Origin of the sequence: Aquibacillus albus (assembly GCF_016908325.1) — a bacterium.
Classification (GTDB): domain Bacteria; phylum Bacillota; class Bacilli; order Bacillales; family Amphibacillaceae; genus Aquibacillus_A; species Aquibacillus_A albus.
This window is the reverse complement of sequence record NZ_JAFBDR010000007.1, coordinates 155,623-172,914: the sequence shown is the minus strand read 5'-3', so window position 1 is coordinate 172,914 and position 17,292 is coordinate 155,623. Positions and strand designations below refer to the sequence as shown.

Below are 17,292 nucleotides of genomic sequence, written 5' to 3'. Positions count from 1 at the left end.
GATATACCAAAAAAGGTATTCAAGTCGATTTTTGTGGTGATTTGGAAAATTCAAGCGCTTTTTGACCTATTTTTGCGATGTTTTTATGATAACTTTATCGATTTACATATATTGGTATCTTAGCTTGATGACATTGGGTCAGACCCCTTTTTGAAAAAACTATTGACTTGATAATGATTATCAATGATAATGGCAATGAGAATCATTTTCAATAAAGGGAAATTTTACATAAAAGGAGAGGAAGAAAATGAAAATAATTCAATATTCATGGATTTTAGGTTTAATACTAATTTTCGCTGTTGTGACATTGGCTGCTTGTTCGAGTCAAGATGCAAGCGCTGGAGATGACGAGGGAACTGATGTAGAGAACGTAGAAAGTTCATCGGATACTTCGAATGAGGAAAGTACAGAAAATGGAGAAAACGAAGACAAAGGTGTAGTTAATCTTTATACAAGTAGGCACTATGATACAGATGACGTGCTTTACAAGCAGTTTACTGAGCAAACTGGAATTGAAGTAAATGTTGTACAAGGAGAAGGCGATGAATTAATGGAGCGTCTAAATCTCGAAGGAGAAGCAACAGAAGCAGATGTATTCATCACTGCTGATGCTGGTAATTTAGCTCGTCTAAAAGAAAAGAGATTAACACAAGCAGTTGAAAGTGACACGTTGTTTAATCATATCCCAGAAAAACTACGTGATGTCGATAATGAGTGGTTTGGTTTAACTAAAAGAGGACGTGTCATTGTGTATTCACTGGATCGTGTAGACCCAAGTGAACTATCAACCTATGAGGCTTTAGCAGAGCCAGAGTGGCAAGGAAGAGTTTTAATACGTTCATCTGAAAATATTTACAATCAGTCTCTACTAGCATCACTGATTGAACTGAATGGTGAAGAAGCGGCGAAAGCGTGGGCCCAAGGTATTGTGAATAACATGGCTAGAGATCCTCAAGGTGGCGATACAGACCAAGTGAAAGCTGTTGTTGCAGGTGAGGGTGATGTTGCTATTGCTAACACTTACTATGTTGGAAGACTAGCAAACTCTGAAGATCCAGAAGATGTAAAGATTGCTGAGCAAGTAGGTGTCTTTTTCCCGAACCAAGAAACAACAGGTGCTCACGTGAATATTAGTGGAGCTGCGGTAACAAAACACGCTAAAAATGTAGAAAATGCAATTCGGTTTATTGAATTCTTATCTGGTACAGATGCACAAGCCGTATTTGCGGAAGGTAACAATGAGTATCCTGTAAATCCTAATGCAGAAACATCCGAACTATTACAGTCATGGGGAGAGTTCAAGGAGCAGGATATTGATTTAACCATCCTTGGTACCAATAATACAAGGGCTATCCAAATTTACAATGAGGTTGGCTGGAAGTAATAAATGCAATTTGCCGTACCACGATTAAGTGGTACGGTTACAATTGTTTTAGTTAAGGGGTCTGACCCCGATAGGAATTTAGGTGTTTAATGATGAGGTTAATCCAACAGGCGAAGCATCAATTAAATATATGGGCGCTTCTTAGTACGATGTTTATTGTAATCATTTTGCTTCCAAGCGTGTTAGTAGCTAGGTATTTTTTTGCTGAACCTAACGACAATTGGTTCCATATTAAAGAATATTTGTTACTTGATATTGTTTCCAACACAGTTCTATTAATGGTCGCAACAGGAATCTTTACGACAGCAATAGGGATTAGTCTTGCGTGGATAATAACTGTTTATACCTTTCCTTTTCGCAATTTTTTTAAATGGGGGTTGGTTTTACCACTAGCTATCCCACCGTTTATTGGTGCGTACACGTATCAAGGGATCTTGGATTATACAGGGATTATCCAAGCAACACTACGCAACAATTTTGATGTTTATGTAGAACAAAAGTATTTTAACATCATGAATATGGAAGGAACTATTTTCATTTTTACGATGTTTCTATACCCATATATGTATGTAATTACCAAAAGTTTTTTAGAAAACCAGTCTGCGTCCATTATCGAAAATGCTCGTTTACTCGGAGCAAGTTCTTTCGGAGTGTTTTTCAAAGTAGTCTTGCCTATATCTAGAGCTGCAATCATTGGTGGGGTTAGCATTATTATGCTGGAGGTTATCAATGATTATGGAGTTGTAAAGTATTTTGGGATTCAAACATTTATAACAGCTATTTTTCAAACATGGTCGGGAATGAGTGATCTTGATTCAGCATTTAAACTTGCAGGAACATTAATGGTGCTTGTGATTATCATTTTGTTGCTTGAAAAGTTAGTAAGAGGAAGGAAGCGGTACAGCTATTCCACTTCCAAAATTTCACCAATTCAACCGAAGCTGTTAAAGGGGATGAAATCCTATTTGGCATTTGGCTATTGCTTAACTGTTTTTGGATTTGCATTTTTTATTCCATTTATTCAATTACTTATTTGGGCAACAATGACTTATGATAAAGTCGTAGATAAAGAGTTTCTCACCCTTATTAAAAACTCATTTTTGGTAGCAGCCATTGCTGCGGTAATCATTGTTTTAGTCGGTGTCATCATTGCCAATCATACAAGAATCTATCAAGGATTGTTTGCTAAGCTCATTTCGAAAATTACTGTTTTAGGTTACTCTATTCCTGGAGCAGTTATCGCTATTTCAGTGATTACCGTTTTTATAGCATTAGATAAATTTTTATATGCCATTTTTGCAACTTTTCATATCGATCCAATTATTATCTTTCGAACGAGTATTGTTATGTTGATTACCGCATATGTGATTCGATTTTTAGCTGTTGGATATAACAGCATAGAAGCAGGGTTTGAAAAGGTTGGAAATACATTTACGGAAGCTTCCAGGACGCTTGGAGTATCCACAATGAAAACTTTTTTACAAGTAGATGTCCTGATGGTCAAGGGTGCTATTTTTGGAGGGTTCATTCTTGTTTTTGTAGATATCTTAAAAGAACTACCACTAACTATGCTACTGCAACCTTTTAATTTCTCTACTTTAGCTACAAAAGCATTTAGATATGCGAGTGATGAAATGGTGAATGAAGCAGCGTCCGCATCATTGTTAATTATTTTTATGAGTAGTATCTGTATCTTTTTCTTTCATAAAGTTTTAGAAAAGGAGAGTAATTACTAAATGTTTGTATGTATAGAGAACTTAAATTATCAGTACAAAAATGCGAATGAACTTACCATTAAGGATTTCTCTTTGGATATTGGGAAAGGAGAGATTATTTCTATTCTTGGTGAGAGTGGAAGTGGAAAAAGTACGATTTTGAGACTACTAGCAGGGTTGGAAGTTCCTCTCTCTGGGAACATTTCCATTGATGGCAAGCAAATTGTTGATAATCGTCACTTTATTGCTCCAGAAAAAAGAGAGGTGGGGTTGGTTTTCCAAGATTATGCGCTCTTTCCTCATATGACGGTGGAAAAAAATATTAAATTTGGCTTAAGAAAAATGACTCGACAACAAAAGCAAAGTAGAATGGATGAGATGCTGGTATTAGTAAATTTATCTGAATATCGGAATCGCTATCCGTATGAATTAAGTGGTGGACAGCAACAAAGGGTTGCGTTAGCAAGGGCTTTAGCACCTAATCCATCGTTGCTTTTGTTTGATGAGCCATTTAGTAACCTGGATGCTAATTTGCAATATAAAATTCGCGAAGATCTAAGAAAAATACTAAAAAAGACAGGGACTACCTCTATTTTTGTTACCCATGATCAAAATGATGCGAGAGCATTAGCAGATCGAATGATTTTTCTGCGTAAAGGTAAAATTGAAAAAATAGGGAAGCCTTGTGATATGCTTGTACATTACTGAGTGATATAAAAACTTTCTACAAATTATTTTTTCTTCTTACATTACTCATAATAAATCCGCTTTTAGGGATTGTCGGCATTTCTGAAAGACTGTAATTTAAGTCTTGATTCGGAATGTCATATTCAATGCTGTTAACTAGAAAATCTAGTATTGTTTTCATTACTTCTACAGTGATTCCTTCACCTGGACACCGATGCCCTTTGGCTGGATCACCGCCACCTTGTGGAATAAAAGTAAATGGATTACTATTCCAATCCTTGAATCGTTCCGGTTGAAATTGATTAGGATTTTTCCATATCCGTTCATCGTGGTTAATTCCATATATATCAAGCAAGACGAGCCTGCCTGTTTTGAACTCACAATTTTTCCAATGAAAATCTTTACGTACCCTTGCGCCGACAAACGGACCAAAAGGATAATAACGACGAACCTCTTGTACAAACATTTCTGTAAATTTGCTGTTGTCATTTTGAAGCTTCTCTTTATATTCAGGATGCTCGTGTAAAGCTAATGCTGCGTATGTAATAAATGTTGCAATAGCTACAATAGGTCGTAATACATTAATCAGTTCGACTGCTGCCATATGGGCATCTAAAGGTTTTCCGTCTAGCTGTTTATGATACGCCATAGCATAAAGCGCGGATTCTTCCTCAACCATTAGCCTGCCAGCTCGTACATCCTCAATAACCCCCTTTATCCATTGCTCAGCTCTATTTCGTGCTCTTCGCCCTTTCCAATGATCTGGTCCTACTGTACCAAACGTATAGACCATCGTAATAAAGTCGTCTGCCCTTTGTGTTAATTCAGTATCTGATAATGGCACTCCAGCCCAATCACAAGCAACTTTAGTTAAAATATCTTTTGATTCACCTAATAAAATAACTTTGTCGGCATTTTCCCATTTACTAATAGATGCATTTAACTCATCAGTTAAGCGGTCCGTTAATTGGTTTTGATAAGAAGGTGTCATCAAAGACATAAAAAGTTTTTTACGGTGAATGTGAGGTTCGTCATCCATGGATTGTATGGCATTTTCCCCAAATAACGTTTTTTGAACACGCTTAGGTGCGGCACCGAATCGTTGAAATCGTTCATTGTCATAAAATAACTGAGCAGCTTCTTCTCCACTAATGCAAATCGCTTTTTGTCCTAACAGTCGTGCTTCAAAGATATCTGATTTATATCGTTCCATACGATTACTAATAAATAAATACCCTTCTTGTAATAAAGTTAGACTGTTATCAAGACTTTTATCATGTGGTATCTCATTTGTTGACATTGTCTCGTCTCCTTTTTGTTTGTCGTTCTATTTCTGTAAAATAGCTTACCCAGACGAAGTTAATTCATGAGCCACTTATTTCTAATTTAAAAATAATCTGTTTTATCAGGCTGAGGACATTCAAGAAAAGGATCCTTTGCATTGAAAGTCGTGCAATACTATAGTATAAGTAGTCAAGTATCATTCAGGAAGGTATAAAAAGGTGTTTATATGCAACGGTTTATTGTGATTGGTGCAGGGATTTTAGGTGCATCGACAGCCTATCATTTAGTTAAGCTTGGAGCGGAAGTGCTATTAATAGATCGCCAAGATTCCGGACAAGCAACAGAGGCGGCTGCTGGTATAATCTGTCCTTGGTTGACGAATCGAAGGAACAAAGCGTGGTATCAGCTAGTAAAAGAAGGAGCTAAATATTACCCGAAGTTAATAAACGAATTAGAAGCTGGTGGAGAAAAAGAAACTGGCTACAAAGCCGTAGGAGCCATTAATATTTTTGATACAGAAGAGAAGCTAGATCATAAAATGCAAATGGCGTTGAAACGAAGACAATCAACACCTGAAATGGGTGAGATTACGAAACTATCACCGAAAGAAACGAAAAAAGTGTTTCCGCCCTTATCCGATCAATATGGTGCTGTTCATGTGAGTGGAGGGGCCCGTGTTAATGGAGCTGCTTTACGAAATGCGTTGATTCGGAATGCGGTAAAGAACGGGGTGAACTTCATTCATGGTGATGCGTCTCTTGTCGTAAAGGGGTCTAAGGTGATGGGAGTTCAAATAGAAGGAGAAAAATTTGAAGCAAATCAGACCATTGTGACTGGAGGTGTATGGGCTGGAAAACTGTTAGAACCTTGTGGTATAAAGTTTTTAGTTCATTCACAAAAGGCCCAAATCGTTCATCTGCACATACCTGATACGGATACAAGTAACTGGCCTGTCCTAATGCCTCCTTATAATCAGTATATGTTAACGTTTGATCAAGGGAAGTTTGTTGTTGGCGCAACACAGGAAGATGATGCTGGGTTGGATCACCGTGTAACAATGGGTGGTGTCCATCAAATAATCGACAAGGCATTAAGGGTAGCTCCTGGTCTTGCTTCTAGTACATATGTGGAAACGAAAGTTGGATTTAGGCCATTTACACCAGGATATTTACCAATTGTTGGTCGTATTCCAAACTTGGAAGGACTCATTGTTGCAAATGGACTTGGAGCTTCGGGGTTAACAAGCGGACCCTTTCTCGGGTTGGAGCTTGCTAGATCTGCACTACAGTTTCCAACAACATTGGATTTAAACAATTATCATACGAACCATGCACTTGGCTAGAGGTTATTTTTGGTGATTGTTCTATTAAAAATCAATATCGGATTTCCTGTCACTGGTCACAGCCCCTAGGCATAAGATATGTCAGAGGTAAAATGAACCAGGAGGGAAATAACATGTCTAATTATTATCATCCTTATATGCGAAACCACACGTTTAGTCAGGTGCCATATTATCCATATTATCAGCAAGCCTATCAATTTGGATATCCAACATATCCTCAAAATATAAGTCGACAGCAACCGGTTAAAGGTCAAGCGACGTGGACTGAGGGTGGTCAGGTTACCCAGTGTGGTATCCCATGGTCTGCTAATCAATATATGACTGCTGCAGTCGGTGGAAATTCACCTTACCAATGTGGCCAAACTCTAAAAATTAAATACCCAACTACCCAACGGGAGGTCATTGTAACAGTCGTTGATCGAGTACCGGGCTTTCCACCAAACAAAATAAACGTGCATCGTAGAGTATTTGGGGCACTTGGTGCAAGTCTAGATGCAGGTGTCATAAACATTGAGATTACACCTTCCCCTGAATTAGAGGAACAACAATGGGGGAAATATTTGTTAGAGGTCACACAATCAGCATATCCAAACTATAATGTAACAGATTATAGTGTAGTTGAAAAAACACAATTATCTGCAAATCAAACAAAAGAAACATATGATTTTATATTAAAATCTCCGGCAGAAACGATTAACGTTCGAGGTACAGTAGTTTATAATCCAAATACAAACAGGGTCGTTTCATTTAACCTAAAGGAACAAAATTCATAATATACAAAAAAACACCAACTTGCTCATGTGAAAAATGAGAAAGCTGGTGTTTTTACTATTAGAGGATGTTCAAAAAGTCGTCAAATGATAAACGGCGAATCTAATTCGTCGACTTTTTGAACACAGACTATTAACAATACGATTACATCAAATCATAAACGGATTCTTCAAAGTAGAGCCAGTGAAAATACTCAATTTGCTCATCAGACATATGAGTTACATCTTCTGTTTTAAATTTGTTTTTCTCTAGTAAGTGATTCACTTTATAATTTCTCTCTGTTTGGCTCATATTAAAATCCTCCTTAGCCTTCTATAAAGAAGTGCTTATCTGTCAATTTGTAAACGCTTTCCTTTATTAGTTCTATTATATATCTCGAATTGAGATTAAACAAATATCATTTTGAGAACGTTTTAGCAAAAAGTGATACGGAAATGTAATACACATGAAAAAAGGTGCTGTAGATCAAGCGTTTATAAATTAAAATAAGCGCCTGCAGAAGTACTGCAGACGCTAGATTAAGACTTAACTAGTTTTTACTTTAGCTAATGCTTCTTTTTGTAACGAGGAACGGTATGTTAGAAAAATAGCTATGACTGCTATTAATGTAAGGAGTGCCATTACTCGATACATGACCATGGAACCTAGATGATCGAGAATCCATCCACCTACCGTTCCGCCTATGGCACCACCAAGCCCAAAACAAGTGGAGGTTAATAGTGCTTGCCCTGTACTTCTAAGGTGATTCGGAACAAAACTTACAGCTGTTTGAAGAGCAATTAACCAAAACAGACCAAAGGTAATCCCTTGTGAGAGTTGGAATAATGCGATTATAAAGGGAGAAGTAATAAGCCCGTATAAAGCCCACCGAACCGTATAAATCGTCGCAACAATCCCAAGTAAAAGCAACGGGTTATATTCAGACATTTTTTTCGTTAAAAAATAAAAGACAGGAACTTCACTAGCAGCTGCCAAACCAAATGCTAAACCAACTAATAAAGTTGTTGCTCCCAGATTTTCAAGATGCAATACAATCATCGTGTCATTCGTTCTATGGGGAATCATGACTAAAAGACACAACAATAAAAAGACAACAAACTTTTTATTATTAATCACTTCAGCCACACCCTTTAAATGAACAGGTGTCGTTGACTGGTTTTGATCCTTTAGAAATGAAATTAGGAAAATAGTTAATAGTGTTATTAACCAGAGTAGAATATAAATTTTATCAATGCCAACCCATGATAAAATGGGCCCCGAGATAATTGCGGTAAGAGCGAAACCAACTGATCCCCAAAGTCTTATTTTGCCATAATCATGTTTACGTTTTGTCCCTAAACTTTGAATACACATGCTGTCTATTAATGGAGTACATGGCGATAAAGCAAAATGGAATACAATGAAGGATAAAAAGACAATCCAGAAATCGCCAAAAAAGAAAATTCCAAAGCTAGCCGCAATGACAGCAAAGTACAATAGAATTAACAATCGCTTTATTGTTTTGTATTTGTCACTGACAAATCCTATGAATGGTTGAGCGAAAATACTGATCAGTGGTGAAACACCCATAATCGTACCAATTTCAATAGAATTAAAGTTTTGATAATGTAAAAATAGCGGTAAAAATGGCAAAATGATAGCCTTCCCACCAAAGTGCATAAAAGAAAGCGCTTTTAAAAAAGTAATTTGTTTGTTCACTTCCAAATGAAATCACCTGACTTTTTAAACTTGATGTTAATTGTATCAATATAACACAGATTTTATGATTGATTAAGTAAAAGGCTCAAAACCGAAATAAAAAACACCCGCCGACCTGTCTATTAACAACAGGTGAGCAGGTGGTTGATATTACTGGTTTTTTAACATAACATTTCCTCAACCAGTGAGCGATCAGCAACGTCTATTATGCGGAACGTTTATTACCGCCGTTATTTTCTGATTTATCTTTTTCTTGTTGTTTACGGTAAATAGTCGCAATAATAGGCCCGGAAATGTTGTGCCATACACTAAAGATTGCACTTGGAACCGCAGCTAGCGGATTAAAGTGAGCAGTTGCTAATGTGGCACCAAGTCCGGAATTTTGCATACCAACTTCAATGGATACAGCTCTTCGTTTGGAAGGCTCCATTTTTAATAATTTTCCTAGCGAATAGCCAATTATATAACCCAACACGTTATGCAAAACGACAATCGCAAAAATAAGTGCACCTGTTTCAGCAATTTGTGTTTGGTTCACACTAACTACTGCAGCTACTATGGCAACAATACCAACTACGGAAACGAGTGGAAGTGCCTTAATTCCTGGCTCAATTTTACTACCTAATAATGATTTAACAACAAAACCTAAAACAATTGGTATTAATACAATTTTAACAATCGACATAAATAAAGCGCCTGCAGATACCGGTAACCATTGACTTGCAAAAAGTAAAACAAGTAAAGGTGTTAAAAGAGGTGCAAGTACAGTAGAAACCGCTGTAATTGATACAGATAATGCTGTGTCCCCTTTTGATAGATAGGTCATGACGTTAGATGAAGTTCCCCCCGGACAACACCCAACAAGAATAACCCCTACGGCGACTTCTGGTGAGACAGGTAATAGTGATGCCAATGCAAATGCAAGTAATGGCATAATTGTAAACTGTGCACCTACTCCAATTGCTACATCTTTTGGTCGTTTAAAAACTTCTTTAAAATCGCTTGCAGATAGAGTTAATCCCATTCCAAACATAATAATTCCTAATAACGGGACGATGTAGGGAACAATCCAAGTAAAACCAGACGGGATAAGAAAAGATAAGACCGCAAAAAGTAAAACCCAGATAGCAAAGGTGCTTCCTACAAAACTACTAATTCTCTCAAGTGTTTTCATTTGCTCAACTCCTTGTTTATTTTAGGCCTTAAAAATTATACAATATATTCAGAAAATTTAAAACCAAAACATTTAATAGAGGGTGAAGAAACACGAAATAATTCCGGCGTGGAAAAGCTGTCGTTACAAGGATTAAGGAGTGCATTAACGGCTTCCCGTACTTGAAAAGCTATCAAAAAAGCCCAACTCATCGAAATAGAGTTGGACTGATTATATTGTTGGATATTATTTGGCAGCACATTACCTTTAACAAAGGAAGGTAATGGACTTAGTGGCGTTTATTTAACCACAGCACTCCTGTTTTAGCTAACCTTGGAAGCAAACCTGTTACCGGTTGATTGTACATGTTACCGAAGCCGTCCATCTTTCCGAGCGAACCTAATTGCCCCTTCAATTTAACTGGTTTGGGTTTTTTCGGTTCTCTGTCGTTTAATACAGCAGAAAGCACCTCAGCTACTTGTTCCCCTTGTTTTCCTGCTAGTTGTGCACTTGGTGAATGATGAGAGGAGGCGCAGTCCCCTACTACGTAAACATTGGGGTGGGATGGCACTTGACATAAATCATTCAATACAATTTTATCGTGACTATCCTTTTCGAACGGTAGTTCTCGAACTAAATGGTGTGGTCTGACTCCGGCAGTCCAAATCGTTACATCCGTTGTCAAATCTATACCGTTATTAATTAAGCCGTCGACTTCCACTTGTTCAACGTTTGCGTGATGCATGACTTCAACATCCTTTTCAACAAACCAATCTTCCACATACTGTTGTATCTTTTCATCAAAGGCGCTTAACACAGATGCACCTCGGTCAAGTAAACGAATATTTAAGTCAGGTCTACTTTCTCTTATTTCCGAAGCTACTTCGATACCGCTTAGACCAGCTCCAACAACAGAAACTTTTCCATAAGCTTTTAGTTCTCCTACGGCCAACCCAGTATGTCTTGCTCTTGAAATCGATTGAACACTCTCTGTATATTCATCTGCTCCCGGAACTCCATGGTAATTATCTTCACAACCAAGACCAATAATTAAATAGTCATAGTTAATTGCTTCTTCGGAGTCATACAACTTTACCTGTTCCTTTTCAGTATCGATGTGTATAATCTCACCGAATACTAAATCGACTTGTTTATGAATGGGGAATTCGGTTCGAACATCTTTATCAGAAGTGGTTCCTGCTGCTAGTGCATAAAATTCCGTTTTTAAAGAGTTATATGGATTCCGGTCGATAAGTGTAATATGGAGATTATTAGGTAATCCGCTATCAATCAAATCGTTCAATGCCTTTAGACCACCATAGCCGCCACCTAAAATCACTAATCTTTTCATTCATTCCACCCTACCTTTTGCTGTCTGCCATTAGGGAGACATCGTTCTGATTTCATCCATCTTAAAGACTAACAAAAACAAACGAAAAAAACCATAATAAATGAAATAAAAGGCGAATTGGAGCGTAATTGTCTATTGGTTTAATTTTCACCAAATTTGTTTAACAGTCTCTTTAAATAACCTATTCGTAATGAACCAAAACTAATTAATAGATAAAAAACGGAGAATCGTGTAATCTGGTTGTTGGATTATCCATTTATTGTATTTCATCTACTTGAAATATTTAAAACGTTTACAGATGAATCAATTTCCAAATACCTATTTATCGCGCCATTAGGATCAACATATAGTCGGGATATGGCTTGAGATTGTAATAATGAAATCGACCAGATAGATACGAATGGGGGGGGAACAAATCAGATGGGATCACCTAGCTCTAATAAGTCAGCTATCGTTGCATTACTTTTAGCTGGGGCTTTTATTGCAATTTTAAATCAAACATTGATGATAACGGCAATTACTCCAATTATGGAGGAAATGAACATTACTGAAAATACCGGACAGTGGTTAACAACCGTGTTTATGCTGGTCAATGGTATTATGATTCCAATAAGTGCATTTTTGATCGAGCGTTTTACAACAAGACAGTTATTTATTACAGCAATGAGCGTCTTCGCGTTTGGGACGTTGGTTGCAGGAATTGCACCAAACTTTGAAGTCCTTTTACTCGGTAGAGTGATTCAATCAAGTGGGGCGGGTGTAATGCTACCGCTCATGCAAACAGCATTTTTAATGATTTTTCCTATACATAGACGAGGCGCAGCAATGGGATTAATCGGACTTGTCATCTCTTTTGCTCCAGCGATAGGTCCTACATTTTCTGGATGGATTACTGACCAATACTCGTGGCGGTTATTGTTCTTTATTATCCTTCCAATCGCATTAGTAGATATACTTATTGCAGTATTTGCACTAAAGAACGTTACGGAGCTGCGTAAGCCAAAAGTTGATATATTATCGATTATCTTATCTTCCTTTGGATTTGGTGGACTGCTTTATGGCTTTACTAGTGCTGGTAACTATGGATGGACGGATGTCAGTACGGTTCTTTCCTTAATAGTTGGAGTAATAGCACTAATCATCTTTATTCTAAGACAGTTGCGTTTAAAGCATCCAATGCTTGAATTTCGTGTGTTTACGTACTCTATTTTTCCGTTAGCTGTTGCTATTGGAATGATTACATTTATGGGACTAATTGGAGTTGAAACACTTGTTCCGCTTTATATGCAGCACATGCGGGATTTTTCAGCTATGGAAGCTGGACTAGCAATATTGCCAGGGGCACTGATAACGGGTTTCATGTCACCGATTACGGGTCGAATTTTTGATAAAATAGGTGCGAGGAAGTTAGTTATAACAGGGTTATCGATAATAACTATTGCTTCTTTTGCCTTTACAAGGTTAGACACATCTACTTCATTAGCTTACCTTGCAACAATGTATGGAGTAAGAATGTTCGGATTGTCTATGGTGTTAATGCCGGTTGCTACAGCGGCATTAAATCAGTTGCCGAAACATCTGCTTCCGCATGGAGCTGCGATGGATAATACAATGAGAATGATTGCTGCATCTGTAGGTACTGCTCTTCTTGTTACAGTGATGACAAATACGGAGTCACTTGCTGCTGAACGATTAGAAGTCCCTAATCCTGCTATCTATGGAGCAAATGTTGCTTTCATTGTTGTGTCTGTTTTATCTTTAATTGGAGTGATTATTGCTTTCTTCGTTCAGGACAAAAAGCCATCCGAACAATCGAAAAAGGAGAAAGACCAAATCTGGTGAAGTTCATCACTATTATTGATACAAGAACCGGGCGGGATTTTGCCCGGTTTTTTCTAATTGCGCTTATGCTCGGGAACTGCTAGCTCTATAAAATTATCAGCTAGCTTATGTAGCTGTTTTCGCAAAGTTTCTCCTTCCATTGGTAGCCCGTGTGCAGTTAACAGGGTTTCAGGCTCGAGATCTGCTAATTTTTTGACGGATTCCTCTGCTTTTTCCCATTCATGTGTCATATAACCTGGAGGACCGTAAACTTTTTGAATAGGAAGAAAAAGTGCAATGGTTGATTCTGGTTTTTCCGTTAGTATGGCGTCACCAGTAATTAATGTCCGATCACTCTCCCGGAAAAGTGAGATGTGGCCTGGGGAATGTCCTGGAGTGTGAATGTATTTCCAATCATTTAGATAGGGCAATTCTCCATTTTCAGGAAGGGGTTGTACGAATCCTTTTATATTTTCTGGTTTTTTTGGAATGAATGGAGATAGTATTGATAACATTCCTCCTCCCATTGTAGGGTCCGCTGGAGGGTACTGTTTTTCTCCGGTTACATACGCTAGTTCCTCTTTATGAATATAAATAGGAACATCCCAGTATTTTGCTAATTCTTTTGCAGAACCAACATGATCAAAGTGTCCGTGTGTGAGAATGATTGCACTTGGAGGCTTTGAGCCGAACCGTTTTTCGCATGCAGCAATAATTCGTTTGCTATAATGTTCTATTGCGGTATCTATCAGCACCCAGTTATCAGAGTCAGGATGTCCAATCATACACACATTCACTAATACTGTTCGATAGTACGCTAAGTCTTCCAATACTTCCACAGGATCCGCATGATCCATATAAAGCTGTTCGTTTTGATTATTTTCTTGATTTTTATCCACGTTTTTCTTCCCCTCCTTTTCCATTAGTTTTAATCTAGAGGAAGTGTCTTATGCATAAACAGAATTAGAATTTTTTCCTTATGTTAAAATAAAGGCAATAGAATGTATAGGGATAAAGGGGTGTTTCAAGATGTTACTTAAAAATAAAGTAAAGCAAAACATGAATGAAGGTAAGCCATCGGTTGGTGTGATTATTGGAATATATTCTCCTTCACTTGTAGAGATGTTTGGTCATGCAGGTTATGATTTTATTATTATTGACCATGAGCATGGCGTTTATGGCTGGACGGAAATGGAAAATATGATTCGCGCAGCACATCTTGTTGATTTGGTTCCAATTGTCCGGGTTGATTATGATCCTTCAAGTATCCAAAAGGTATTAGATCTTGGAGCATTAGGGATTCAGGTTCCAATGGTAAATTCAAAAGAGGATGCGGAAAATGTGGTGCGAAGAGCAAAGTATCCGCCAATCGGCACAAGAGGTACTGCATTTATGACTCGTGCTGCTGGTTTAGGTTATTTTGGAGGGAAAGCGTTTATGGATGCTTCAGATGATAATATTATCATTTCGGCACATATAGAAACACCTGAGGCTGTAGATAATCTGGAGGAAATCCTTCAAGTTCCAGGTATTGATATTGCCTTTGTTGGACCATTTGATTTATCTGTAAATATGGGATATAAAGAAGGAATCAATCATCCTAAGGTTGTTCAGACAATCGATTATGTTTATGAAAAGGCAAAGAAAAATAAGATTCCAGTAGGAACGATTGCCAATACAAGGGAAGCTGTACAAGAAAAAATTGAAAAGGGCACGTTATTTATACCTGTTGTAGCCACAGAGGTTATGCGAACAGCATTTGATGCAATTCTTCCGCGTTAATTTCATCAATAGCAAAATAGCTTCCTATCAATTATAATAATAACAACGTTGTAATTAAGAGGGATCTATAAGGGGAGTTTTAGTTTGACTGAATTACTTACTATCGTGCGAGATATAATTTTGCCAGTTTTTATACTAATGAGTATCGGGTTTGTACTACATAAAAAATTCACCTTGAATATTTCAACATTGGCAAAAATGAATATTTACTTTCTTGTTCCGGGCTTTATTTTCGTGAAATTATACAGTACTGATATTTCGTTTCAACTGTTTCGTAATGTCTTTTTCTTTTTTGCGCTGTTTGTTTTGATTCTTTATGTTATCTCTATTCTCATAGCGAAGATTTTTAAATTAGAAGGTGGTAAGAAGACAGCATTTTCGAATAGCATCATGTTTTATAATTCTGGAAATTATGGTGTACCGGTTAACGATCTTGTGTTCAAAAGTGATCCATTTGCGATGTCTATTCAAGTAATCGTACTCACCTTACAAAATATCTTCCTATTTTCATATGGTATATTTTCACTTCAATCACTAAACAAAGGCAAATTAAGGGCAGCACTCGGTTATTTTAAAATGCCTGTATTATACGCAATGTTAGCAGGAATCCTATTAAATGTAGCCAGTGTTTCTATTCCTTCATTTATTTGGGTACCAGCCAATTATATAGCTGATGCAATGGTAGCAATGGCGTTAGTGATGTTGGGCGCACAAGTTGCGGAGCTAAGATTCAAATCTGGTCTGCTTTCTGTTTATTTAAGTTTAGCAACTCGTCTTGTTATTGGGCCGATTCTTGCTTTAGGAATTATTTTAATCTTTAAGCTCGATGGTATATTTGCGCAAGCTTTGTTGATTTCCTCAGCGATGCCGACATCTGTAAATAGTGCTGTGATTGCTCAAGAGTATGATAACCATCCGAACTTTGCAGCACAAGTTGTGATGTTTTCGACACTTCTAAGTGCTATCACGGTTACAATTGTTATTTATGCAGCAAAACTTTTATTCTAAGTCAAGGCTCTTGTCGTATTCTTTGTTGTTTTCTATTACACAGTTGACCCATAATGCGCAACAAAAGGTGAGCTTAGATACGCGCTCCGGAAATACACTTCGCTTTCCGCGGGCGGCTGGTGACCTCCCGCGGAAAGCGAGTATTTTTCCACAGCGTCGGATAAGCATTTTTTAGATAATTGTTTTTACTACGCATTAATCGTATACTGTGTATTAAATCGTTTGTTGCACATTATAGCTTTTTGCGATTAAATAACGTGCCAAAAAATCTTGTTGATCATTAATGGTCGACAGGACTTTTTAATTTTTAATATCCCCATAAAAATGAGGCAATCTGTTGATCAACACCTTTGTGCTCATGCAGTCCAGAGTGTGTTGCGTTAGGGTCATAAAATATTTTTTGATTATACTTTTCTGCTAGTACATAGTCTCGTATTCCAAGTGCACTAGACAAACTGACAAGACCATCCGAATTGAAACCGTCGTTAATAACACCTGCAATGGCTAGAACGTCAGTATCGCTGTTAAATTCACTCTTCTGTGCCATCATGGCTCGCAAAGCATGGGATCCTGCTTTTAAGTCTGTCGTTGCTTCTCCATAGTTTTTTGAAAAGTAATCGTCGTTATCAATTCCTAAAAAGGGACTTCCGATAACAACAAGCTTCTCTACATGAGGAAGTATCCCTCCCTGATTTGTAACGATAAAATTGGTCGAGGCTAGTCCCCCCATGGAATGGCCAACCAAGTTCACTTGCTGGATACTATACGTTTGATAAAGATCTTTCATTACTTGCTGTAACCAAACGGATTGGCTAGCGATCGTTGCCCGGTTGTTTTCAAAAATAACTTGAATAAATGGGTTTTCTTCTTCCCCAATGTCTCCAAATACAAAGAGCTTACCAGTAGCTGAAACGTGATATACCATTCGTTTTGAACCCCAAGCCTTTTTCTCAAAACGCTTCATCATCGTCTTAAAGGAACCATTACCACCTTTATATCCATGAACAAACAGTGTTGGGGTAATTTCTGTCATGTCTTTAGAAACAATTGGCTTGGAAAAGAAAAAAAATAAAAAGCTAGCAAGTATGATAAAGGGAATGAGAATTTTCTTTGACTTTACTAAGTGAAGTGTATGATACATGTTTTTACTCCCTGAAAAATAGTTTTCCTATATATTTTCTAACCCATATTTTACAACATATAAAGATTAAATATTTGTGACAATCATCATGAATGTAAATTTTTTTGGTGCAAAACGAAGTGAAGTTAAAATGATTCTTGTATTACTAAGAAATA

At 37.4% G+C, this 17,292-nt stretch carries 15 protein-coding genes; 8 read left to right on the top strand and 7 right to left on the bottom strand.

Features of this window, described 5'->3' with window-relative positions; all coding sequences use genetic code 11:
* Positions 1–247: 247 nt before the first annotated feature.
* From JOC48_RS08480 to JOC48_RS08470, 3 genes are all read left to right on the top strand, one after another.
* The gene (locus JOC48_RS08480; protein WP_204498715.1) at positions 248–1,384 is read left to right on the top strand and encodes a Fe(3+) ABC transporter substrate-binding protein; all 1,137 of its coding nucleotides are present in this window, start codon (positions 248–250) and stop codon (positions 1,382–1,384) included.
* A gap of 92 nt (positions 1,385–1,476) precedes the next feature.
* Complete coding sequence (locus JOC48_RS08475) at positions 1,477–3,120, top strand: ABC transporter permease (RefSeq protein WP_239584258.1); 1,644 nt, start codon at positions 1,477–1,479, stop codon at positions 3,118–3,120.
* On the top strand, positions 3,121–3,807 hold the full coding sequence (locus JOC48_RS08470; protein WP_204498714.1) for an ABC transporter ATP-binding protein: 687 nt from the start codon (positions 3,121–3,123) through the stop codon (positions 3,805–3,807).
* A 16-nt stretch (positions 3,808–3,823) separates the two neighbouring features.
* Here JOC48_RS08470 and JOC48_RS08465 read toward each other — a convergent pair whose 3' ends face one another.
* Positions 3,824–5,086, bottom strand: coding sequence for a CYP152 family fatty-acid peroxygenase CypC (locus tag JOC48_RS08465; RefSeq protein ID WP_204498713.1), 1,263 nt, complete (start codon positions 5,084–5,086; stop codon positions 3,824–3,826).
* A gap of 210 nt (positions 5,087–5,296) precedes the next feature.
* Between JOC48_RS08465 and JOC48_RS08460 the strand changes: the two genes are divergently transcribed.
* Complete coding sequence (locus JOC48_RS08460) at positions 5,297–6,412, top strand: NAD(P)/FAD-dependent oxidoreductase (protein ID WP_204498712.1); 1,116 nt, start codon at positions 5,297–5,299, stop codon at positions 6,410–6,412.
* Between the two features lie 113 nt (positions 6,413–6,525).
* The gene (locus JOC48_RS08455) at positions 6,526–7,185 is read left to right on the top strand and encodes a DUF3889 domain-containing protein (RefSeq protein WP_204498710.1); all 660 of its coding nucleotides are present in this window, start codon (positions 6,526–6,528) and stop codon (positions 7,183–7,185) included.
* Between the two features lie 142 nt (positions 7,186–7,327).
* On the opposite strand, the gene JOC48_RS08450 is transcribed toward JOC48_RS08455, so the two are convergent.
* The 4 genes from JOC48_RS08450 to JOC48_RS08435 all read right to left on the bottom strand — a co-directional run bounded on the left by JOC48_RS08450 (position 7,328) and on the right by JOC48_RS08435 (position 11,385).
* On the bottom strand, positions 7,328–7,474 hold the full coding sequence (locus tag JOC48_RS08450; protein WP_204498708.1) for a BH0509 family protein: 147 nt from the start codon (positions 7,472–7,474) through the stop codon (positions 7,328–7,330).
* A gap of 234 nt (positions 7,475–7,708) precedes the next feature.
* Positions 7,709–8,881, bottom strand: a complete 1,173-nt coding sequence (locus tag JOC48_RS08445) for an MFS transporter (protein WP_338024251.1) — start codon at positions 8,879–8,881, stop codon at positions 7,709–7,711.
* Between the two features lie 205 nt (positions 8,882–9,086).
* On the bottom strand, positions 9,087–10,055 hold the full coding sequence (locus tag JOC48_RS08440) for a bile acid:sodium symporter family protein (RefSeq protein WP_204498705.1): 969 nt from the start codon (positions 10,053–10,055) through the stop codon (positions 9,087–9,089).
* A 268-nt stretch (positions 10,056–10,323) separates the two neighbouring features.
* Complete coding sequence (locus JOC48_RS08435) at positions 10,324–11,385, bottom strand: NAD(P)/FAD-dependent oxidoreductase (RefSeq protein WP_204498704.1); 1,062 nt, start codon at positions 11,383–11,385, stop codon at positions 10,324–10,326.
* A 420-nt stretch (positions 11,386–11,805) separates the two neighbouring features.
* Between JOC48_RS08435 and JOC48_RS08430 the strand changes: the two genes are divergently transcribed.
* Positions 11,806–13,227, top strand: coding sequence for a DHA2 family efflux MFS transporter permease subunit (locus tag JOC48_RS08430; RefSeq protein ID WP_204498703.1), 1,422 nt, complete (start codon positions 11,806–11,808; stop codon positions 13,225–13,227).
* Positions 13,228–13,280: 53 nt separating this feature from the next.
* On the opposite strand, the gene JOC48_RS08425 is transcribed toward JOC48_RS08430, so the two are convergent.
* Positions 13,281–14,105 (bottom strand): MBL fold metallo-hydrolase, encoded by an 825-nt coding sequence (locus JOC48_RS08425; protein WP_338024250.1) that lies wholly within the window; start codon positions 14,103–14,105, stop codon positions 13,281–13,283.
* A 130-nt stretch (positions 14,106–14,235) separates the two neighbouring features.
* On the opposite strand from JOC48_RS08425, the gene JOC48_RS08420 reads away from it, so the two are divergent.
* Both JOC48_RS08420 and JOC48_RS08415 read left to right on the top strand, forming a co-directional pair.
* Entirely contained in the window at positions 14,236–14,988 is a 753-nt protein-coding gene (locus JOC48_RS08420; protein ID WP_204498700.1) for an HpcH/HpaI aldolase family protein, read from the top strand.
* Positions 14,989–15,072: 84 nt separating this feature from the next.
* Positions 15,073–15,996 (top strand): AEC family transporter, encoded by a 924-nt coding sequence (locus JOC48_RS08415; protein WP_204498698.1) that lies wholly within the window; start codon positions 15,073–15,075, stop codon positions 15,994–15,996.
* A 307-nt stretch (positions 15,997–16,303) separates the two neighbouring features.
* Here JOC48_RS08415 and JOC48_RS08410 read toward each other — a convergent pair whose 3' ends face one another.
* The gene (locus tag JOC48_RS08410; RefSeq protein WP_204498697.1) at positions 16,304–17,137 is read right to left on the bottom strand and encodes an alpha/beta hydrolase; all 834 of its coding nucleotides are present in this window, start codon (positions 17,135–17,137) and stop codon (positions 16,304–16,306) included.
* Positions 17,138–17,292: the final 155 nt, after the last annotated feature.